This window comes from Vibrio sp. A8-1 (genome assembly GCF_013048685.1).
In the GTDB taxonomy this organism is placed as follows: Bacteria; Pseudomonadota; Gammaproteobacteria; order Enterobacterales; family Vibrionaceae; genus Vibrio; species Vibrio metschnikovii.
The window spans coordinates 1-20,981 of the sequence record NZ_VHTC01000044.1 but is presented as its reverse complement, the minus strand read 5'-3'; the positions used below and the strand labels follow the sequence as shown (position 1 = coordinate 20,981).

The 20,981-nt window shown below is 43.6% G+C and carries 18 protein-coding genes and 2 pseudogenes; 15 read left to right on the top strand and 5 right to left on the bottom strand.

Features of this window, described 5'->3' with window-relative positions; genetic code table 11:
- Window positions 1-127 precede the first annotated feature (127 nt).
- The 9 genes and pseudogenes from FKN93_RS15685 to FKN93_RS15645 form a co-directional block, all read left to right on the top strand.
- A pseudogene (locus FKN93_RS15685) lies at window positions 128-292 on the top strand (D-aminoacylase); the annotation flags it as partial.
- 51 nt (window positions 293-343) lie between these two features.
- On the top strand, window positions 344-736 hold the full coding sequence (locus tag FKN93_RS15680; protein ID WP_170905567.1) for a RidA family protein: 393 nt from the start codon (window positions 344-346) through the stop codon (window positions 734-736).
- A gap of 233 nt (window positions 737-969) precedes the next feature.
- The gene (locus tag FKN93_RS15675) at window positions 970-2,493 is read left to right on the top strand and encodes a sodium:solute symporter family protein (RefSeq protein ID WP_170905565.1); all 1,524 of its coding nucleotides are present in this window, start codon (window positions 970-972) and stop codon (window positions 2,491-2,493) included.
- Window positions 2,494-2,596: 103 nt separating this feature from the next.
- Complete coding sequence (locus FKN93_RS15670) at window positions 2,597-3,571, top strand: sugar kinase (RefSeq protein WP_161425492.1); 975 nt, start codon at window positions 2,597-2,599, stop codon at window positions 3,569-3,571.
- A 16-nt stretch (window positions 3,572-3,587) separates the two neighbouring features.
- Entirely contained in the window at window positions 3,588-4,217 is a 630-nt protein-coding gene (locus FKN93_RS15665) for a bifunctional 4-hydroxy-2-oxoglutarate aldolase/2-dehydro-3-deoxy-phosphogluconate aldolase (RefSeq protein WP_161425491.1), read from the top strand.
- A gap of 83 nt (window positions 4,218-4,300) precedes the next feature.
- A complete protein-coding gene (locus FKN93_RS15660; protein ID WP_170905563.1) occupies window positions 4,301-6,754 on the top strand; it encodes a beta-N-acetylhexosaminidase in 2,454 nt (817 codons plus the stop codon).
- An 80-nt stretch (window positions 6,755-6,834) separates the two neighbouring features.
- A complete protein-coding gene (locus FKN93_RS15655) occupies window positions 6,835-7,881 on the top strand; it encodes a lactonase family protein (protein ID WP_170905561.1) in 1,047 nt (348 codons plus the stop codon).
- Between the two features lie 14 nt (window positions 7,882-7,895).
- The gene (locus tag FKN93_RS15650; RefSeq protein WP_004395525.1) at window positions 7,896-8,258 is read left to right on the top strand and encodes a RidA family protein; all 363 of its coding nucleotides are present in this window, start codon (window positions 7,896-7,898) and stop codon (window positions 8,256-8,258) included.
- A 475-nt stretch (window positions 8,259-8,733) separates the two neighbouring features.
- On the top strand, window positions 8,734-10,302 hold the full coding sequence (locus tag FKN93_RS15645) for an ATP-binding cassette domain-containing protein (RefSeq protein ID WP_170905559.1): 1,569 nt from the start codon (window positions 8,734-8,736) through the stop codon (window positions 10,300-10,302).
- Between the two features lie 230 nt (window positions 10,303-10,532).
- On the opposite strand, the gene FKN93_RS15640 is transcribed toward FKN93_RS15645, so the two are convergent.
- Together FKN93_RS15640 and FKN93_RS15635 are read right to left on the bottom strand one after the other, a co-directional pair.
- Window positions 10,533-11,144, bottom strand: coding sequence for a LysE family translocator (locus FKN93_RS15640; protein ID WP_040904394.1), 612 nt, complete (start codon window positions 11,142-11,144; stop codon window positions 10,533-10,535).
- 125 nt (window positions 11,145-11,269) lie between these two features.
- Window positions 11,270-12,190, bottom strand: a complete 921-nt coding sequence (locus tag FKN93_RS15635; RefSeq protein WP_170905557.1) for a LysR family transcriptional regulator — start codon at window positions 12,188-12,190, stop codon at window positions 11,270-11,272.
- 157 nt (window positions 12,191-12,347) lie between these two features.
- Here FKN93_RS15635 and FKN93_RS15630 point away from each other — a divergent pair, with 157 nt between their 5' ends.
- The 4 genes from FKN93_RS15630 to FKN93_RS15615 all read left to right on the top strand — a co-directional run bounded on the left by FKN93_RS15630 (window position 12,348) and on the right by FKN93_RS15615 (window position 16,224).
- Window positions 12,348-13,388, top strand: a complete 1,041-nt coding sequence (locus FKN93_RS15630; protein WP_170905569.1) for a DUF4118 domain-containing protein — start codon at window positions 12,348-12,350, stop codon at window positions 13,386-13,388.
- Window positions 13,378-14,064 carry a response regulator transcription factor gene (locus FKN93_RS15625; RefSeq protein WP_170905555.1) on the top strand — a complete coding sequence of 229 codons (687 nt, stop codon included), beginning with the start codon at window positions 13,378-13,380 and terminating at the stop codon, window positions 14,062-14,064. The genes FKN93_RS15630 and FKN93_RS15625 overlap by 11 nt, the downstream gene beginning before the upstream one ends.
- Before the next feature lie 140 nt (window positions 14,065-14,204).
- On the top strand, window positions 14,205-14,858 hold the full coding sequence (locus tag FKN93_RS15620) for a TrkA family potassium uptake protein (RefSeq protein WP_170905553.1): 654 nt from the start codon (window positions 14,205-14,207) through the stop codon (window positions 14,856-14,858).
- A gap of 1 nt (window position 14,859) precedes the next feature.
- A complete protein-coding gene (locus FKN93_RS15615; RefSeq protein ID WP_170905551.1) occupies window positions 14,860-16,224 on the top strand; it encodes a TrkH family potassium uptake protein in 1,365 nt (454 codons plus the stop codon).
- A gap of 95 nt (window positions 16,225-16,319) precedes the next feature.
- On the opposite strand, the gene FKN93_RS15610 is transcribed toward FKN93_RS15615, so the two are convergent.
- Window positions 16,320-17,720: an alpha-amylase family protein gene (locus tag FKN93_RS15610; protein WP_170905550.1), complete on the bottom strand. Its 1,401-nt coding sequence runs from the start codon at window positions 17,718-17,720 to the stop codon at window positions 16,320-16,322.
- 203 nt (window positions 17,721-17,923) lie between these two features.
- Between FKN93_RS15610 and FKN93_RS15605 the strand changes: the two are divergent.
- A pseudogene (locus FKN93_RS15605) lies at window positions 17,924-18,226 on the top strand (CatB-related O-acetyltransferase); the annotation flags it as partial.
- A 162-nt stretch (window positions 18,227-18,388) separates the two neighbouring features.
- On the opposite strand, the gene FKN93_RS15600 reads toward FKN93_RS15605, so the two are convergent.
- Window positions 18,389-19,003, bottom strand: a complete 615-nt coding sequence (locus tag FKN93_RS15600) for a LysE family transporter (RefSeq protein ID WP_170905548.1) — start codon at window positions 19,001-19,003, stop codon at window positions 18,389-18,391.
- A gap of 101 nt (window positions 19,004-19,104) precedes the next feature.
- On the opposite strand from FKN93_RS15600, the gene FKN93_RS15595 reads away from it, so the two are divergent.
- A complete protein-coding gene (locus tag FKN93_RS15595) occupies window positions 19,105-19,971 on the top strand; it encodes a LysR family transcriptional regulator (RefSeq protein ID WP_170905546.1) in 867 nt (288 codons plus the stop codon).
- Window positions 19,972-20,238: 267 nt separating this feature from the next.
- On the opposite strand, the gene FKN93_RS15590 is transcribed toward FKN93_RS15595, so the two are convergent.
- On the bottom strand, window positions 20,239-20,790 hold the full coding sequence (locus FKN93_RS15590) for a hypothetical protein (RefSeq protein ID WP_170905544.1): 552 nt from the start codon (window positions 20,788-20,790) through the stop codon (window positions 20,239-20,241).
- Between the last annotated feature and the right edge of the window lie 191 nt (window positions 20,791-20,981).

Here is a 20,981-nt window from a genome sequence, read left to right as displayed (position 1 = left end):
TTAGGGGCTTTCTTTCTGCTCATAACAAACAGGATGAAGCACTGGAATGATCACTCAATAGTAAAAAGTGGATCAAGTGCTGAGTGTCACACTTTTTCTGTCAATAGGGGCTTGGTGAACACTTACATTTAACCCACGTACAATTAAAGATACTGCAACGTACGAAAATCCAATTTCTGTCGCGCAAGGTATTGAATCTGTATTTGTAAATGGTGAGCTATCTTATTTAAAAGATAAAGTCACCGACAATAGAAATGGTGTATTTATTTATAGAAATAACACCCATCAATAATCTATAAAATTAATTAATTTTATAGATTAAGTATTATCACTGGAGAATATTATGTCAATTAAACGTTATGGTGTAGAAGGTGGCATAGGTACTGGCGGTCAACATTTACCATTTGCACGTGCAACAGAAGCGGGTGGCTTCTTATATGTATCAGGTCAAACACCAATGACTAACGGCGAAGTGGTAGAAGGCGGCATCGTTGACCAGTCTCGCTTAGCGATTCAAAACTGTGTCGATATTATGGAAGAAGCAGGCTACAAGCTAGCTGACGTGGTACACGTAAAAGTGGTACTAACAGATTCTCGTTATTTCCAATCGTTTAACAAAGTATTCAGAGAGTTCTTCGGTGATAACCCACCTGCACGTATTTGCATGGTGTGTGATCTCGTGGTGGACGTGAAAGTCGAGGTCGATGTGACTTGCTATCGCGAAGATCGCCGATAGAAATCACACTTTACCTAATTAAATAAAATAGAGTGCCGGAAATAATTACTTTCCTGTTATTACCCTTTTGGCACTCTCACTCCCTACATAAATGTAATTTCATAAAGCAGTAGTGCGTAATATATTTAGCGAAAGCTATAAAAATAAAATTAGATAATATATGGAATAAAATCTAATACTTGCTGCTGGAATTATATCAATCTGAAAGATGGATTTTATATAAGAGGTGTTCAATGAACAGTACACTATTTCTTACCGGCTTCGGTGCGTATGTCTTATTTTTAATTTGGTTGGGGTGGTTTGTTTCTCGTAACCAAAAATCAGGTGAAGACTTTCTACTCGGTGGTCGAAGATTACCTCTGTTTCTCGTATTAGGTACCACGATAGCAACCATGGTTGGCACGGGCTCAAGTATGGGCGCGGTCGGCTTTGGTTACTCAAACGGTTGGGCTGGTGCGCTTTACGGCATTGGCGGCGCAATTGGTATTTTACTATTGGCGCTGTGGTTTGCACCGGTTCGTAAACTTAACTTCATGACGATGAGTGAAGAACTTGCCTACTACGTGGGTGCAAACCGCATCGTGAAGAACGTGGTTGGTCTGCTTATCTTTATCGCTTGTATTGGCTGGCTGGGCGCACACATCCTTGGAGGTGGTATGTACTTAGCGTGGATTGCCGATATTGAGCTCAGCACTGCGAAGATGATTATCGCAGCAGCGTTTACCATTTATGTTGTGATTGGCGGTTACACTGCCGTAGTTTGGACGGATACCATTCAAGCCATCATCTTGTTTGTCGGCTTCATTCTAATGGCGGTACTGTCTGTGCAGCACATAGGTGGTTTAGACAATCTTTATTCTGCTATGGACCCAGAAGCAGTTAGCTTCCTTGCGATTGATAAGCTGGGTTTAATTCCTGCGGTTTCTCTTGCTGTCGTGATTGGTGTGGGTGTACTTGCAACGCCTTCATTCCGCCAACGTATTTACTCAGGTAAAGATGTATCAACCATCCGTCGTTCATTCGTGGCGTCTGGTGTGCTGTACTTGTTCTTCTCAATCATCCCAGCAGTTATTGGCATGGCGGCGCATGCGATGGACCCTGAACTGAACAACGCGAACTTTGCTTTCCCGTATATCGCAGCAACGATATTGCCAGTAGGCGTCGGTCTTATTGTTCTGATTGCGGGTTTATCGGCAACCATGTCGAGTGCAAGTTCAGATGCGATTGCGGGCGTGTCTATCTTACTGCGTGATGTTTACGTCATGTTCACAGGTCGCGTGCCAAACAAAGAATCCATGTTGAATTACTCTCGCTTGGCTTTGATTGTAGTGATCGGTTGTGCATTGCTGTTCGCACTAACCTCGAACGACATCATCAGCTATATCACTAAGATGATCTCGACAGTCATGTCTGGTATGTTTGTCTGCGGTATGTTAGGTCGCTTCTGGAAGCGTTACAACTGGCAAGGTGCATTGGCAACATTGGCCGGTGCATCTATCGCTTCATTTGCAGTAATGATGAGCCCAGACCTGACCACTTTTTGGGGTAACCCAGTGATTCCATCTTGCTTATTTGCCCTAACCGCAGGTGTGGTAGTAAGCCTAGTGACTCCAGCTAACCAAGTTTCACCAGAAATAGCGAAAGCAATCCTTGATGATGAGCGTGCTCTGATGGAAATGGAATTGTCTGATAAAGGTCTTCTGGAACAAGATGCTTCTCTACAAAACCGCACAACTGCGGCAAATCAAAATGCTTAACAGAAGAGAGTTTCCGGCTCGAGCAGAAACTCGTTGATAAGCGCCTGACAAACGGGTGGCTCCCCCGAGCCACTATTCTAAATCTATCCAAATTAGGTGAACGATGACGGATTCATCCCATACTAAAATTGCTTTCTTTGGCGAATGCATGATTGAACTGAGCGGCGACCCAATTCGCAAAGGTTTTGGGGGCGACACGCTCAATACTGCACTTTACCTCTCTCGCCTGACTAATCAGCAACCTGTCCGAGTGTCTTACGCGACCGGTCTTGGGGAAGACGTACTTTCTCAAGAACTTCTGGAAAACTGGCAACAAGAAGGCATTGCAACTGATCTTGTCGAGATCTTCCCAGCTCAGTTGCCGGGATTGTATATGGTGCAGACAGATCAAGAAGGCGAGCGCAGCTTTCTTTATTGGCGTGATAGCGCAGCTGTTAAAAGCTACTTCTCTACCTCTTCACTCAATAAATTAGAGTCTGCGATTACGAACCAAGAACTGGATTACCTCTACCTAAGTGGCATCAGCATTGCGATTTTAAATGACGATAGCAAGGTAAGGCTTAAAAAGGCGTTAAGTCTGTTCTCACAAGGTGGAGGCAAAATTATCTTTGATAATAACTTCCGTCCTCAACTTTGGTCTGCAGAAGAGGCGAAACATTGGTACAGCCAAATTCTGCCTTTAGTCGACATTGCACTTATCACAGAAGACGATGATGTCTTAGTGTGGGGGGAAGAAGAAAGTGCCGAGCAGCGCTGCCTTAGCTTTGGCTGCCCAGAAATCGTGATCAAACGTGGCTGCGAACCATGCAAGCTGGTTTGGTCGCAAGGTGATGACAAACAAAACCTCAGGCATCAAAACATAGAAAAGCAAAGCGCTTACGTAGCTGCCGAGAAGGTCGAGAAAGTGATCGACACCTGTGCTGCTGGCGATTCCTTTGCCGCTGGTTACTTGGCTGGGCGATTGACCGGACAAAGCTGTGAGCAGTCTGCTCAACTCGGTCACCGACTAGCCGCAACCGTTATTCAATATCCTGGCGCGATCATTCCAAACGACGCCATGGCTCATCTCATTCGATAATTTCCGAGAACGTATTATGTCCCAAGCAATGATTAAACAACTTCAGCAATTCAAAGTTATTCCAGTTATCCAAATCAACAAAGTTGAGCACGCGATTCCATTGGCGAAAGTACTAGTAGAAAACGGCCTGCCAGTCGCAGAAGTGACGTTTCGAACAGAAGCGGCAGCCGATGCGATTAAAGCCATGCGTGACGCATATCCGCAAATGTGCATCGGTGCAGGTACAGTATTGACGCCAGAGCAAATTACCCAAGCGAAAGACGCGGGTGCAGAGTTTATTGTCGCGCCGGGGTTGAATCCAAATACGGTACATCGCTGCCAAGAAATCAACATGCCAATTGTACCGGGTGTGAACAGTCCAAGTCAGGTTGAACAAGCACTTGAGCTGGGTTTGAACTTCCTCAAATTCTTTCCTGCGGAAGCGAGCGGCGGTATTGCGATGGTGAAATCGCTACTGGCACCTTATGTCGATGTGAGTTTGATGCCGACGGGTGGTATTGGCAAAAATAACGTCAATGATTACTTAGCCATCGACCGTGTGGTTTGTTGCGGTGGTACTTGGATGGTGGCACCGAGCTTAATTGAAAACGAACAGTGGGACGAGGTTGGCAAGCTGGTTCGTGAAGCGGTGGAGCTGGTCGCATAACTCAAACAAAGTGTTTTGGCCGAGTCACATGCTTCTTTGAAACAGAGTGACTCGGGTTGAATAACAACGATAGGATGGCGCGGATGAACAAAGGAACATTAGTACTACTCATTTCAGGCTTAATCACAATTCCAACGGCAGCGATGGCGATGACTCCCAACACCGATCTTAACCTAATGCCTTATCCACAAAATGTAGAGCTGGGGCAGGGGAAAATCTCACTGGATAAATCCTTCAGCATTTACATCAAAGGCTATGATTCACCGCGGGTGCAGTTCAACATAAAGCGCACTATGGAGCGTTTATATCGCCAAACTGGCTTACCAATGTTGAACTGGTATGCCGAGTCGGAAAAAGACGCGACCTTGGTGATTGATATTCGCAATGCGCCGAAGTCAGAGGTGCAAGACATTAATAGTGATGAGTCTTATCAACTGGAATCGCGCAATGGTCAGATCATCATTCGCTCCGAACGCCCTTACGGTGCTTTCCATGGTTTAGAAACCTTTTTGCAGTTAGTGACTACGGATGCGACAGGGTACTTTGTTCCTGCAGTGTCGATTCAAGATGAGCCGCGTTTTCCTTGGCGTGGTGTTTCTTACGACACTTCCCGTCACTTTATTGAACTCGATGTGATCCTTCGCCAACTCGATGCGATGGCATCAGCAAAAATGAATGTCTTCCATTGGCATATGTGGGATGACCAAGCGATCCGTATCCAACTCGATAATTACCAAAAACTGTGGCAAGACACCGCAGATGGTGATTACTACACCAAAGATGAAATCCGCTATGTGGTGAATTATGCGCGTAACCTTGGTATTCGAGTTATCCCTGAAATCTCTTTGCCGGGACATGCTTCGGCAGTAGCGCACGCATACCCTGAACTGATGTCTGGTATGGGCGAGCAATCTTATCCGCACCAACGTGGCTGGGGTGTGTTTGAACCGTTAATGGACCCTACCAATCCCGAACTTTACAAGATGCTGGTGAGCGTGTTTGACGAAGTGGTCGAGCTCTTTCCAGATGAGTATTTCCATATCGGTGGTGATGAGCCTAATTACCAACAGTGGAAAGACAACCCTAAGATTCAGCAATTTATCAAAGACAATAACTTAGATGGTGAGCGTGGTCTGCAATCGTATTTGAACACTAAGGTTGAACAAATGCTGGAAGCACGTGGCAAGAAGATGACAGGTTGGGATGAAATCTGGCACAAAGATCTTCCCACTTCGATTGTGATTCAAAGCTGGCAAGGGCACGACAGTATTGGTCGAGCAGCAAAAGAGGGCTACCAAGGTATTCTCTCAACAGGTTATTATCTAGACCAGCCTCAACCAACCAGCTATCACTACCGCAATGACCCAATACCGAAAGGAATTACGGTAGATGACCAACTATATCAAGATGAGAAATTCGCGACTTATGATTGGGTGAAACCGCGCAACAAAGGTGGTCCGCGTATAGGTAATCTAACCATTATTAAAGCGGCAGACGGCAGCTACCGTGCGTTTACCGATTACAACGGTAAGTCTCGCGAAGAGGTGTTCATCATTGAGTACCTACCGGGTGTGAAATTTAGAGGCCACTTCGATAACTTTATGTCTTATACCGAGTTCAATTATGACTTTGCGGATGGCAAGTTGAAAGATAGTAGTTACCAGTTGATTGGCAATGTTCGTTGGCCTACGACTGGAGAATTAGTGGCGAGCAGTGACATGGAAGGTAGTATAATTCCCGAGCCTAATGGCGGTTATCCGGCAGAACTGACCGAGAAAGAACAGCAGCTAATCTTGGGTGGAGAAATCACCATTTGGGGAGAGAACCTCGATTCAATGACCATCGAGCAACGTTTATGGCCGAGAAGCTACGCAATTGCTGAGCGTCTATGGTCGAGTCAAGACCTGACTGATGAACGCAGCATGTACAGGCGCATGAAGGTAATAGATACATGGTCTGAAATTTCGCTTGGCTTGCGTCATCATGCCGATGCCAATATGATGTTGAAACGTCTTGCCAATGGTGCGGACGAAACACCGCTACAAACGTTAGCGAAGTACATTGAGCCTGCTCAATACTACGCTCGTCACTGGGAGAAGTGGATCTCTACACCAAACGAAGGCGATTTATACAACCAGTACGAACGATTAAACCGCTTTGCGGACGCATTACCAGTAGAAAGCCTAGCAGTGTACGAGATGCAAGATTTGGTCGTGGCTTATGCTCAAGGTGATATAACTGCGTTGGATGCGTTAGCGATGCATTATCAAAATATTAAATTAGCGGCGCAGCAAGCCAAACCTATTTTCGCGGCAAATGTGGCGTCGGTAGAAACAGTGCCAGTTGCAGAAGCTGCCATCAAAGTTGCCGATTTAGGTTTAACCTTGATTGAACTTGCTAAGCAGGGCAGTGGTATGGGCCAATCTGATGTTGAAGCGTATCAACGTATCACCAATGAAAATGCGATTATTTTTGATGAAACTATTGTCGCTATTGTCGTACCAACTGAGCAGTTGCTTCACACTTTAACCGATTGATAACTAAAAGAGATTGCCGTCTGGTATCACAGGCGGAATCTTAACGGTTAAGCATTATTATATCTCCGAAAGGTTTTCTCATGACATTAAATGGTCACTTACATTTTTATGTGGGCACCTATACCGATTCACCAAGTCAAAGTCATGGTATCGCGTGTGTCTCTCTCGATTCGACTACTGGTTTACTGACAATCAATCACGACCTCGTGCCAGACGCGATGAGAACGACACGCAATCCGTCTTATCTTACGGTTACCGAACATGGCTTATACACCTTTAATGAAGTAGAACGCTTGGAAGGTGCAGAGCTGATTTTTGCTGAAAATACAGACAGCTATGCATTGCCAATTGAAGGCGACTATCCTTGCTATGTCGACATCAAAGCCCCGCTACTTGCTGTGGCCAACTACGGTTCCGGAAATGTAAGTGTTTATCACATTGATGAGTATGGTAAGCCGTTGAAATCTATTGCAGAATTATATGTGGAAGGCAGTGGTCCCAATATTGCTCGTCAAGCCTCGTCTCATGCGCATCAAGCAAAGTTTCTTAATCACACCAAGCAACTTGCTGTGGTCGATTTAGGCACAGATAGTGTCCATTTTTATGACTTTGAAAATGATGGTGAGGCATGCAACTTTTCACTCACACAAAGCGTCGCTATGCCTGCTGGGTCAGGTCCTCGTCATTTGGTTTTCAACCGTGAAGAGTCTATTGCGTACGTGGTGTGTGAATTGTCCGAAACGCTGGTGGTACTTTGCAAGCACGACGAGCAATGGAATCTGACTCAGCAAGTTAAGCTGCTAGCCGATGAAGAAAACAAAGAAGCGGCGTCTGCGATTCGTCTCTCTGCGGATGAGCGTTTTGTCTATGTCTCATGCCGTGCGCAAAACGTGATCAGTACATTTGATGTCACGAGTAATATCCCGGTTCAAATTGCGACGTCCGATTGTGGCGGTAAGTTTCCAAGAGATTTTGTTCTATCCCGTGACGGGCAGTGGATGCTCGTTGCCAATCAACATTCGAATAATGTCGCTAGCTTTCATAGGAATCCGGAAACTGGCGCTATCACTCCAACCGGATACTCGTGTGATGTTGGTGCACCTGTGTGTTTGGTTGAGAAACAATAATTAAGAGAAATAACATGACAATTCATCGTATTAATCCATGCAAACGTTGGTCTGATGTTACGGTATTCAACGGCATTGCCAACTTTGTTGAGGTGGCAGAAGCAGATACCACTGCGGATATGAAAGGGCAAGTACAACAGATTTTCGACCAAACTGAGCAAATGTTAGCCAATGTTGATAGCGATAAGTCACGCATTCTATCTGTGACGATTTACGTGACGGATTTTGCTAACTTTGATGCGCTAAACGAAGTATGGGATACATGGTTCCCTGAAGGGTGCGCACCAAGTCGTGCTTGCGTCAAAGTTGAATTGGCGAATCCTGAACTCTTAGTAGAAATGGCGTTCGTCGCTGCAGCAGGTGAGAAGTACCAATAACCACTCATCGTTAGCTCTTGTCGGGATAATAAAATGCCACTTGTATTGAACAGAGTGGCATTTTTGTTGATGTCTCTTTGGGCTTTTAGCTAGTTAGTGCGATCTAGTCTAATCGAGCGATTTCTTAGAGCACAAAGAGGCGACGACTAAGCTCACCACGGTGAAAACAAGCACAAGATTGATGATAGATTTGCTAAACTAACCCCTTTTTTATCCTCTTGACTTCTCTAGCTGAAATCTCCTAATCTGATTACCTCATTTCTTTAGGAGAGTACGCCCACATGAATAACTGAGCCTGTTATCCATTTTTTCATTTATTTTTGGATCGACAGGGTTAGTCGGCGTAGCTCACTTTCCGATCATTCTTTGCCTCATTACCTGCATAGCTCTTCAATCAGAGTGTGCGTTGGCCTTGAATCTCATTTTCGTTATAGCTTAGCGGCGGCGATTGTCCCTGACTTACAGGAGGCAAATCATGCCAGTTTTACAGGCTGATAATATCAGCTATCAATTTGATAATGGCGATAGGCTGTTCGAGTCATTGTCATTGGCTATCAAAAGTCAGCGTATCGGTTTAGTTGGCCGTAATGGGGTAGGCAAATCGATATTAGCGGCGATATTAAGCGGTGACCGACCACCATCGAGTGGTACGATAACTCGAACGAAGTCGACGGCCATTTATCGTCAGCAACCTTCGCACTTATTGGCGAGCGACCTGTCTATTGCTCAGTTTTTAGGTAAAGCCGATGTACTTGAAGCGCTAAAACACGTTGAGTCCGGTGATTGCTCAGCGCATTGGTTCGATGTGATTTGCGAGCAGTGGGATTTGCCGCAGCAACTGACAAAGCAACTAAACGCCATCGGGTTACCGGCTGATCCTCACTTTGCTTGCGCACAGCTGAGCGGTGGACAGTTGGCGCGATTGCAGCTTTGGCAACTGTTGAGTAGTCCGTTTGAATTATTGATCCTTGATGAGCCTTCTAACCATCTTGATGGGGCGGCCAAGCAGTGGTTGCTTGAGGCGATGCGGGCTTTCAAGGGAGCGATTTTGCTGATTAGCCATGACCGTTTATTCTTGCGAGAGATGGAGGAGATTTGGCAGTTATCTAGCCTTGGTCTGCAAATCTTTGGCGGAAATTATGATGTGTACGCCGAGCAAAAGCGTCACGAGTCGCAGGCGTTAGAGCGCCAGCTTACTAGCCTTGACAAGCAGCAACGGCAATTAGTGATACAAGCGCAGCGAAATCGTGAAAAAGCACAGCAAAGAGCAGCGCAAGGGAACAAATTACGTAAAACCGGTAGTCAGGCGACAAGCTTATTGGATTTTCAGCAAGATAGAGCGACCGCGCGTAGCGCCAATCGCACTAAAAATCAGCAGCGGCGTCAAGTTCATTTAGAGACTAAACAACAAGCATTAAAGGCGAGGAAAGAGTCGATAAGTCAGCAAAAACTCTATTTGGCGGATACCGTTAATCGACCGCGTCATGCTGTTGCCTTGTTCGATGCGGTATTGGCTTTCGGGCGCAATCAACCCATCAACTGGCAAGTGAAAGCGGATGAAAAAATTCACCTTATTGGCGCTAATGGCAGTGGTAAATCAACCTTGTTGAAAACCTTACTCGGCAAGCTTTCACTTAAGCAAGGCTCGCTGCAACGGAGCGCGCCAATCTATTATCTTGATCAACATTTCGCGGTGATTGTGCCGCAATTGTCAATGCTCGATAACCTGCTAGAGCAATGTGATGGTATGCAAGCGGGAGAAGCTAGAACATTGCTCGCGGGTATTGGCTTTCGTCGTGAGTGTGTCTTTCGTCTTGGCGGGACTTTAAGCGGCGGTGAGAAGATGAAATTAGCCATGTTGATTGCCAGTCATCAACCGCAGCAGCCATTACTGCTACTTGATGAACCGGATAATCATCTTGATTTGGATTCTAAAATCATCCTAGCTCAAGCTTTATATGATTATCGTGGCGGATTTATTCTCGTCAGTCATGATGATGATTTTGCCACAGATTCGGGCGTGAAGAGGCAAATTGAGCTGTGATGAGGGAATGTTGATTTTTATAACAGTGCGTGACTAAGAAAGACAAGGAGTGACTTTAAATCACGCCTTGTCTTTATATAAGGATTTTTTACAAAAATCTTTAGTTTTCCTTAGCGTTCATCAATATTTCATTGCGACCGGTTTTATAATATTTTGGCTATTATCTATTATCTCTAACCAAGCTTACTGTAAATTAAGTGATGTGAGGTATATAACTGTTAGTTTTTTGGTTATATAAAAATAACTTTTATGGCTAATGAGATTAAAATTAATCCTGTTATTTTATCGATAATGGCAGCTTTAGAACGTATTCTTTCTACAACAGAATGACTTGAAAATATAGCCGCAATTATAGTATACCAAAGACCATCGATGATAGCTGGCATGAAAGCTATTATCGTTTTATCGGTACCAGCTTGACCTTCTGTAATAAATTGGCTAAAGAGTGCGATAAAAAATAGCGCAATTTTAGGGCTTAATATAGATATTGCAAAGCCATCTCGCATTGCTTCTATAACGCTACCTGGCTCGCCTGATTGAAGTTTGTCACGAATTCCCCCTTTTGACAGTAAAGAACGAATCCCAAGATAAGCTAAATACGCAGCACCTAGATACGAGATTGTGGTGAATAAAACAGGATAATGCTGAAATACAATGGATAATCCACTGATCGTTAAGAGTGCATAAATAAATATGCCACAGGCATGTGACCAAGCACAGAGCATCCCGTATAAGCGCCCGCCAGCTAGTGAGTGTTTGACTACGATAGCCAGACTAGGTCCAGGGGACATTGCTCCCAATAAACATATGGTTAATAAGGTAACGATAAATGTGAATGTCATGTACTTCTCCTAGGTATCCTGCCTTATTAAAAGCAGTTTCTGAACCATACAAGAAGATTGCCATGATTTGAAATCATGATAAATCATACTAGGGATGATTTGGGGGAATGATGGTGAGTTGTTAATCAACTAATGTGAATAGAATATTCATTCTCTTGCATTATCAACATGATTTGTTCTCTTATCCATTTGTGGCTTGGGGCATTATCAAATTTAGGGTGCCAAATTAACCAATACTTATTAATGCCAATGTCAAATGGTAGTTGCTTATAAGTGATGGATGATAGTTTTTCGAGCGTTTTGGCAATATGTAGAGGAATGACCATGAGTGAGTCTGTTTGAATTAATTGTGTCGTTGCACCTGAAAAAAATGGGACTTTTAGTTTTATATTTCTGGTAAGTTTTAGAGCATCTATGTACTGATCAAATAAATAATCTTTATCTGCTCCTCCTGTTATCTTTATATATGGATAGCTGATTAAATCATTGATGCTGATTTTATCTTTATTCGATAAAGGATGCCCTGCACGCATTGCAAGTACGGAATAATCACTGCCTATGAATTGACTGGAAATACCTTCAGGTTTTTCGCTCAGCATGGTTGAGGCTATATCTATTCCCAATTCATGTAATTTACCTATGTGCAGTGGGTTCCATAGCTGATAAGAAATGTCTAACTTTGGAGCGAGTTGTCCAAGTGTAGAGCATATATGAGGTAATATATATTGAGCTACGTAGTCACTGGAAGAAATAACAAATTCACCCTGCCAATTTTTAGGTTCAAATTTAACATCATTTAATAAGTGTTCGAAGTCTGAGAAAAAAAGATCAAGTTTCTTTTTTAGTAGCTCAGCTTTAGGTGTTAGAACATAAAAATTAGAATTACGGACGAGTAGTTCATCTTGGCATATTTCTCGTAGCTGAGCTAATTGTCTACTCATAGCGGATTGTGTAATGTAAAGGCGTTTGGCCGCGTTACTTACATGAGTTTCATGCAAAATAATATGTAATGACTTCAATAAGTTTAAATTGATATTTTGAAACATCGCTTCTGGACTCGTGTTGCTTCAAATGCTGACCCATGCATATGGGCATCATAGCAATAAAAAAGACATATATAAATTTTTTACGCTTTTTTTACGCGAAGCCTTTTTCGGCATCTGATAGAGTGAGCAACATGTTTTGCATCGTGTTGCAGTTTTTATGGTTATCCATTGGTTTAAAAATCGCTACTTACTCTCTATTTTGGTTTTTTTCAGTGCGCTATTCGTTTCTTTAGTGCTGGATCATTGGTTAGGTTCAACTATCGCAGTATTACTGGTATTGCAGTTATCGATCGTGGTGATTGCCCTGCAATGTCACTCTCAGATAGCCTATGTGGCTGCGATTATCGAGGCATTGAGTTTCAACTTTTTCTTTACCACGCCTCGTTATTCGCTACAGATGTTTCATTGGGATGACATTATTAATCTGCTGGTTTTTGTGGTGGTGGCGTTTACAACCAGTCAGCTTGCTGCGCGTTATCGTCGTTCGCAAAGTGCACTCGAACAAGTTCAGTTACGTCACCAAATTTTGCTCTCTGTTTCTCATGATCTAAGAACACCATTGGCAGGCGTGATTGGCAATTTGACTACGTTTCAAGAATACCAACAGCAACTTAAAGAAGCGGAAAAAAATGAGCTGTTGGATAGTGCGATAAAAGAAAGCCATCGCTTGCACCAGTATATCGAGAATCTTTTGCAAGCAACGAAGTTGCAACACGGCGTGGTGCGTATCCAAAAACAACCAGAATCGCTTGTGCATATTCTGAAAACGGTGGTTGAGCGTCTATCTTGCTCGGCGCAGCAAGTCGATATTCAGGTTAATGGGGTTATACGGCCTATCTCTGTTAGTCGAACTTTGATTGAACAAGCGTTGTTGAACGTATTGGATAATGCGCTGCGTTATTCACCTCATCATACCGCGGTGACAGTGACCGTGTATCAAGCTAAGCAAAATGTCGTCGTTGACATCTATAACCAAGGTCAAAAACTTACCTCGGATGAGGCGGCAAAGGTATTTGAGCTTTTTTATTCAGGCTCAACCAATAACAACGCTGACTCGGGCTCTGGGCTAGGTTTGAGTGTTGCTAAAGGTCTGATCTGCGCCCACCAGGGGAGTATTGAATCTGTCGATGTTGAGCAGGGATGTTTGATACGTATTTCGCTACCATTCGGTGAGCAAGGAGAGGATCGTGAATTATAAAATACTGGTAGTCGATGACGAGCCGCAAATTCAAACCTTTATGCGTATTTCGTTAGCGGCAGAAGGATTTGATTACATGGGGGCAGACTCTATCGCAATGGCAAGAGAAACCTTTGTTCGTTTTCAGCCTCATGTCGTGGTGCTTGATTTGGGGTTGCCTGATGGCGATGGTATTGGCTTTCTGACTCATATTCGTACCATGAGTAAAACACCAGTCCTGATATTAACCGCACGAGATCAAGAAGAAGAGAAAATCCGTTTACTTGAAGCCGGCGCTAATGATTATCTGAGTAAGCCTTTTGGTGTTCGCGAGCTCATTGTACGAGTTAAGGTGCTGGTAAGAGATTTAGTTTCAGACGCTGAATGCCCAAATACCCTTCTTTTTGGGGCGCTGAAATTACAAAAGGACACTCATCAATGTTGGCTATCAAGCACGGAGATCGAGCTGACTAAAAAGGAATTTGCTTTTATTGAAATGTTGATGAGCACTCCGGGGCAATTGGTGAAACAGACCGATTTACTGCGCGAGATTTGGGGAGCCAGCCATACAGAAGATACGCACTATCTGCGAGTGTTAGTCAGTCAGTTACGCAAAAAATTCAATGATAGTGCTGATGAGCAGCAGATAATAAAAACGGAGTCTGGAATCGGCTATCGTTTGGTCTGTGCAGAGTGATCTTATCACTAATCTCTTATCCACATTATTAGAGAAAAAGTTAATCAGTAAACCTGATAATTACAGGATTAACCACCAAGTGGTGTTTACGCCACAGCGACGTAATTATCGATATTTCAACACATAATAAAGGAACCGTCATGGCTCATTTTACCGTTATTGGACTCGGGCGTTTTGGCATTGCTGCTAGTTTAGAACTCGTTCATCTTGGGCACACTGTTACTGGGATTGATCGCGACCCCAAACTGGTCGAAAAATACGTAGAAGATCTTACTCAAGCGATTATTTGTGATTCCACCGATGAAAATGCGTTACGTGAGTTGGATCTGGGTAATAGTGAAGCGGTCTTAGTGGCGATTGGTGAAGATATGCAGTCGAGCTTACTGTGCACTTTAGCGTTGAAAAATCTGGGGGTGAAAGAGATTTGGGTCAAAGCCAGTACTAAAGCTCACCATACCATTGTCTCTAAACTGGGGGTGCAGCGTATTATCCATCCTGAAGAGGAAATGGGAGTACGTGTTGCACAGGCTTTGAATTATCCTATGGTTAATGATTACCTTTCATTAGGCCATGGTTTGTACGTCGTGGAAGTGAATATTCGAGCATCATTACACGACTCATCAATTGGTCAAGTACTGGGTGATGCTAAAGGCAGCGTACAAACGGTATTGATTAAACGGGATCAAGAGATCATTAACTCAATAGCGCATGATTTTGTGTTGCGAGAGAAGGACATTATTCTGCTCTGCGGAACCCGTGCTGAATTAAAATATCTTGCCCCAAGGTTGGTGTGACATGGTTTTATGGCATCCATCCATCACGCCGATTGAGCGTAAACCTAAAGCGGGTAAAAAGTTAGTTGGCGCGCCGCCGCTGATTTTAAGTGGTAGCTTTTTGTTGTTAATTCTCGTCGGGGCGATGTTATTGAAATTGCCAATAGCAACACACGAACCCATCTCTTGGATTGAAAGCTTATTTACCGCCACATCAGCCATCACGGTGACTGGATTAGTGGTGGTGGATACGGGGACTCAGTTCACAAAGTTTGGGCAAGTGGTGATAGCATTACTGATCCAATGTGGCGGGTTAGGACTAATGACATTCGCCATTGTTACCTTAATCGCTTTAGGTGGGAAAATCGGTTTTTTAGAGCGTTCCGTGGCTCGTGAGGCGTTTAATCAAACCGATTCTTCGACCTTGGTTGCAACCGCGAAATCCGTTTTTATGTTTGCATTGGCTGTAGAGCTGGTAGGCATGCTGATCTTAACGTTACGGTGGAGCGGCGAACTGGGATGGCAAACTAGCTTGTTTCATGGTTTCTTTTATACCATTAGTGCCTTTAACAATGCTGGATTTGCGCTTAGTGCTGATAGTTTGATGCCTTATGTTGCCGATCCTATCGTTAACTTCACCATTACGGGTCTTTTTATTGTTGGTGGTTTAGGTTTTTCTGTATGGATGGATTTAAAGCGTCATCGTCGTTGGTCAAAATTAACCGTGTATAGTCGGATGATGATCATCGGAACGGTTTTGATTAACGCGGTTGCGGTGATTGCGATTTATTTGATTGAACGCGATAACCCTAATACCTTAGCGCCGCTCGATGAATTAGGAAAATGGTTAGCATCATGGTTCCAAGCAGTGACACCAAGAACGGCGGGTTTTAATACGCTGGCGATTGATCAACTCGAAGATGCCACAACAGCCATTATATTGATGCTGATGTTTATTGGCGGCGGATCGTTGAGTACTGCGAGTGGTATTAAGGTCGTGACGTTTATGGTGCTGATTTTATCGACTTATGCTTATTTACGACGTGATGAACAAGTCTCTGTTTTTAATCGTGAAATTGCTAAAGACACCATCAGCAAGGCGTTGGCGTTGACCTTGATTTCAGCCGTTGTGACTTGGTTAGCGATCTTTGCTTTGCTGCTGAGTGAAAATGCTCCGATGCTCGATATTATTTTTGAGGCGGTGTCTGCGTTAGGTACAGTCGGTTTATCTCGTGGGTTAACGGGAGAGCTTTCACTATCGGGGGAAATTATCATTATTTTTATGATGTATATGGGACGACTTGGTCCATTAACATTGGCTTATTTTTTAGCAAGCCCACGAAAAAGAAAGCTCCGTTATGCTGAAACCAAACTAGCCATTGGTTAATAAGATGGATTGAAATAGCTCATGGGCAACGATCCTAGAAGAGAGGAGTGATTTAAAATCACTCCTTTTGTAATCAGACCATGGTACTCAAGCAATTACTGCATCCACATCCGAGCGGAACGTGCAGGGATTGATAACGTGTGGTAACGGTTATTAACGATAAACTCGTCATCGCTTAATACATCTTGATAAGCGCGATACCAATTGAATTCATGTTGATAGGTATCAATGGTGATGGGCTTCGCTTCACCACACTTATTAATGCCGACCACCCCTTGTTTGCCACGCTTGAACATCAGCAAGCATGTATCGCTATGTATCATGGTCATCGATTGGCCTTGCATTGCGTTATGAAAACGTAACATTTGCAGCATAGTTGGTTGATTCCAAACGTTCGCCCAGCGACCATTATCTCTATCTTCGTTCGCCGCGAGGGCATCGCTGTAAATCAGCGGCGTGCCACCGTCTTTGCCTAGGATATAGGCATAAGCGAGCTGTTCATCTTGCGGATCGAGGATCTGATAACGAAAGCCATCATTGGTCGGAATGTCATGGGTGATAGTAAAGGTAATCGCCCGTGCATTATCCAATGCTTGTCCATAAGCTTGTGGATCGTGCAATAAGGTCATGGAACCCAGATAGGAAAAAGCGGCACGAATGGAGGCAAACAGTGGGAAGTCATAAGCGGCATGGTTAGTGTTATTTAAATAAGGGGCCAGAAACCCATCATAAGTGGCATCACCTAGGCCACCACTGGTGATCACTTCGCCAAAAACATGCATATCGGCAATAATATCAGGAGTAAACACTTGATCAATGTGGTATTGACTCATGTGTTTCACAGCATCAATGCGAAAGCCGCTGATACCAATTTGCTTTAGTGCGCGTAAGTAGGATTTTTGCTGTTCAAGTACCCAATCGTTCGCTGCTAAATCGGGTAAGCCGCGATCTCCCGGGCCACCGCATAAACGCCAATATTGCACATGGCCGGGGTTGCTCCAATCGGTAATACAACCTTCAGGATGAAAATCATGCACTGAAAACAGATTTTGGGTTAAATCACCAAACAGGGTTTGCTGTTGATAGTAGCTCGCTTGATTCGCGTAGTTGGTTAATATTTCACTGCCGGGATAGTTGAGGTCGCTGCGCTTCCAAGTTTCGTTCGCCATATGATTGAGCACTACATCAGCATAAACGCCAACGCCATAAGTGCGTAGGGTATTAACCATGGTTTTAAAATCGGTTTTGTTGCCGATTGGCGAGTCAATCACTCGAAGATCTTGAGGTTGATAGCGAGCCCACCATTCGTTGCCACTCGATTTCATCGCTGGTGAAACCAGCACGTTTTTGTAACCCGCTGCGGCAATGTGCTCTGCGTTGGCTGTCACATCACTATATTTCCAGTTAAAAGCATGCAAGATGGCGTCAGCTTGCACGCTGGTGGTAAAACCTGCGCTGATCAGCGCAGCGTAAGCAATAAGGTACGATGGTTTCATTAGATGCTTCTCTTATTATTATAAAATCGAGAGAAATCATATAAATTTCATTCTTTCTGTGAATGACTTGGTTGGGAATCATTGATCCAATTCAAACAGTGTAGGGCGGTAAATGGCAAAATTGTGGCACAGCTGAAAATTTGTACGGTAACTGTTTTGATTTTGATATGGTTACAAAGAGTGATTTTTATCACTCTTTGTATGATGGAGTATGGCTAGGCATGCGGGCGATGATCATGCCGGGCGTTAAGATTGGTGAAGGTGCCATTGTGGCGGCTAATAGCGTTGTGACCAAAGATGTTGCCCCTTACAGTATCGTCGTTGGCTCTCCTGCTCAGTTGGTCAAATATCGTTTTCAAGCGAACGTGATTGACGAGCTGCTGGCGTTGAAAGTGTACGATTGGCCAGAAGAGAAATTCGCGGCGCTCAAACCTTACCTGTGCGCATCGGATATGGCAAAACTTAAGCAAGCCATCATCTGTTATGAATCAGGGCAATGTAGCTAGTTATGTCTACTTGAATATCATCCCGAAATTACGTTCAAACAATACAAGATACAATGGTATTTTTTACGTAGTTATTATTAACGAGGGACTACAAACCTCACTAAGTCTTCTATAGTGAGGTTTGTATCACTTCCAGAGTACCCTTAAAACACGGTTTACTCGTTATGACTTCAGCCCCAATATGGTTCCAAACAACACCAATCCTATCCCACAGGCTTGATTCAATCTATGCTTTACACCCAGCAGTAAAGCTTGCAGTTTCGGTGAGGTAAATAAGACCGCGATAATTGAAAACCAAATACCATGTAGCACAATCATGTATCCCCCATACATTAAGGCTAGATGTTGTGTTGCTGAGTCTGGGTCGATGACTTGGCTGAAAATGCTTAGGAAAAACAACATAGTTTTTGGATTGAGTACATTGCACAGAAACCCTTGTAAGAAAAATGGCCAAACTTGTTGAGTAGCTGTGTATTGGGGGGCATTGTTTTCTGGTTGGTGGGAAGAACTGAAAATTCCTTTTAAACCAAGATACACTAAGTACGCCGCTCCCAAGTAACGGATCAAACTAAATAACCATTCATTCTGTGAAATTAAATAACTGATCCCAAGCATGGAGTAGGCGATGTGTATTGAAATGGCTAGACTGATCCCGATGGCGCTATAAATCCCTGCTTGTCTACCTTGATTGAGACTATTTTTGAGCACTAGGACAAAATCTGCACCTGGACTCACAACAATAAGAACGCCTAATAAGGCAAGACTAAAAATCTCCATAGTTGTTCCTGTTTTGATGGTTTTTGATGATGCAATTGTAGGAAAACTAATGACAGACTATAATCGAAACAAATTCTTGTAACTGTGAGAAAATTTCACACATGAGGCATCTTAAAGCTTTTCATGTTTTCCATGTGGCTGCATTTTCGACGAGTTTTACTGAAACGGCAGATAAACTCAATATTACCCATGGTGCTGTCAGTAAGCAGATCAAAGTGTTGGAAAATTACCTCTCTTTACCTTTGTTTTATAAGCAAGGGCGGAACTTACTTCTTACTAAAGAAGGAAAGATACTCAAAGATCATACTCAGCAAGCCTTTGCCATACTAGAAAGTGGCGTAACTAAGCTTGTCCAAGAGAAAAATCGATGCTTAGAAGTGTCGTGCGAACCGACTTTAACCACGCGTTGGCTAATGCCTAGATTATCTACTTTCAATGACGAGAGTGATGCTGATGTGCGACTTTCGACCGCGGGAGGTCCTGTGACACTCGGTTCAACAGGACTTTCAATGGCAATTCGGCGGGATGATTTTGAGCCTTTGTATTTATATCCAAAAACTACATTGGTAGAGGAGTGGGTCGGTCCGGTGTTCTCCCCCGATTATTGGCAGCAAGTACAGGATGATTTGAGCACAGTGAAATTGCTACATAGTCATACTAGGCCTAATGCTTGGCGAGAGTGGATGATGAGTGTTGGACACTATGACATGAGAGATAATGCTGTACAATCTTTCGCTCATTTCTATTTCTGTATCCAAGCCGCCATCGATGGGTTAGGTGCAGTGATGGGCTCCTATCCTTTAGTCGTGGATGAGATTGAGCGTGGTAATCTTATTGCGCCCTTTGGATTTGTTAAGTCTGGATATAACTATATTCTACTGAGTCAAGAGAAAATGCTGTCAGAGCTTGAACTTAAGTTTCAGCATTGGCTACAGAAAGAGATGGGAGAGTGTGTGCCCACCCCATAAAAATAAAATCAAAATGTTTTAAAGAACACACTTTATAAAAGGAACATGGGCAACGGTAATCGTCAAAGGGTGTTATAAGTTTATGTGCGCTTTGGATTATGGTTAAACTTAAGCCAGCTGTCACTCGTGATCAAGCAGGAGCGCTTAGTTAGCTTTTATCTTTTTACAAGCGGTTCAAAATATTCACACATCGGATGGTAAGCAATCAATCTAAAAGAGAGAGCCACGTTGCTCTCTCTTTTAGATCCGGAAAAACAGGAAAGGGAGTTAATATTGATAACTAAGGTGTAGTTTAATTTCTCGCCCAAGTGCGGGTACACCATTCATCAAATAAGGCTCGTAGTAGCGGTCAGTCAAGTTTTTTATCACTAGACCTGTGCGTAGCCCTGCGACTGGTTTGACATCCCAGTGAAGGTAGATATCTTGCAATGTGTATTGACTGCTGGGCAGGTTAGATAACATGCTGTCCTTTTCGGTTTTGTTTTGAGCATCGTACCAGCGCACCTTCCATCCAGTGCGTAAACCGTCTATCCACTCATAACCTATGCCTAGGTTGATATTAAGAGGTGGTACATTGGGGCGGTTCTCATCGGCTCCCGTCGAATCTTTTAAACTGCCTTTATTTTTACCGCGAGCATAACTGGCTGAAAAGTCAGAATAGAAATTGCGCCAACGATATTGAGAAATCCAATCGAAACCATAAATTGTGTAGCCATCGAGATTAGTATTCCAGCTTTGTAACTTATCGCTTTCTTTGTCTAAGTTTACCCCTTGTCGATTGCTAACGTTATTATTGATATCGTTGAAAAATACCGTCAACTCTGTGGCGAGGGTACTATTATCACCAATGAGATCCTTGGTATTGTGAATGACACTTGCTTGATAACCTGAGATCTGGTTAAGCCAGAACTAAGCAATTACTCTCTAACAGCTCAAACTCTTGAGCTGTTAGATCTAGACTGGGCTTTTTATCCCTCAAGCAGTACGCGATTAATCCGCCCAACAGATTC

Coding starts and splice junctions, on each gene's coding strand:
- FKN93_RS15680 (WP_170905567.1), top strand. CDS start 344: ATGTCAATTAAACGTTATGGTGTAGAAGGTGGCATAGGTACTGGCGGT.
- FKN93_RS15675 (WP_170905565.1), top strand. CDS start 970: ATGAACAGTACACTATTTCTTACCGGCTTCGGTGCGTATGTCTTATTT.
- FKN93_RS15670 (WP_161425492.1), top strand. CDS start 2,597: ATGACGGATTCATCCCATACTAAAATTGCTTTCTTTGGCGAATGCATG.
- FKN93_RS15665 (WP_161425491.1), top strand. CDS start 3,588: ATGTCCCAAGCAATGATTAAACAACTTCAGCAATTCAAAGTTATTCCA.
- FKN93_RS15660 (WP_170905563.1), top strand. CDS start 4,301: ATGAACAAAGGAACATTAGTACTACTCATTTCAGGCTTAATCACAATT.
- FKN93_RS15655 (WP_170905561.1), top strand. CDS start 6,835: ATGACATTAAATGGTCACTTACATTTTTATGTGGGCACCTATACCGAT.
- FKN93_RS15650 (WP_004395525.1), top strand. CDS start 7,896: ATGACAATTCATCGTATTAATCCATGCAAACGTTGGTCTGATGTTACG.
- FKN93_RS15645 (WP_170905559.1), top strand. CDS start 8,734: ATGCCAGTTTTACAGGCTGATAATATCAGCTATCAATTTGATAATGGC.
- FKN93_RS15640 (WP_040904394.1), bottom strand. CDS start 11,144: ATGACATTCACATTTATCGTTACCTTATTAACCATATGTTTATTGGGA.
- FKN93_RS15635 (WP_170905557.1), bottom strand. CDS start 12,190: ATGTTTCAAAATATCAATTTAAACTTATTGAAGTCATTACATATTATT.
- FKN93_RS15630 (WP_170905569.1), top strand. CDS start 12,348: ATGGTTATCCATTGGTTTAAAAATCGCTACTTACTCTCTATTTTGGTT.
- FKN93_RS15620 (WP_170905553.1), top strand. CDS start 14,205: ATGGCTCATTTTACCGTTATTGGACTCGGGCGTTTTGGCATTGCTGCT.
- FKN93_RS15615 (WP_170905551.1), top strand. CDS start 14,860: ATGGTTTTATGGCATCCATCCATCACGCCGATTGAGCGTAAACCTAAA.
- FKN93_RS15610 (WP_170905550.1), bottom strand. CDS start 17,720: ATGAAACCATCGTACCTTATTGCTTACGCTGCGCTGATCAGCGCAGGT.
- FKN93_RS15600 (WP_170905548.1), bottom strand. CDS start 19,003: ATGGAGATTTTTAGTCTTGCCTTATTAGGCGTTCTTATTGTTGTGAGT.
- FKN93_RS15595 (WP_170905546.1), top strand. CDS start 19,105: ATGAGGCATCTTAAAGCTTTTCATGTTTTCCATGTGGCTGCATTTTCG.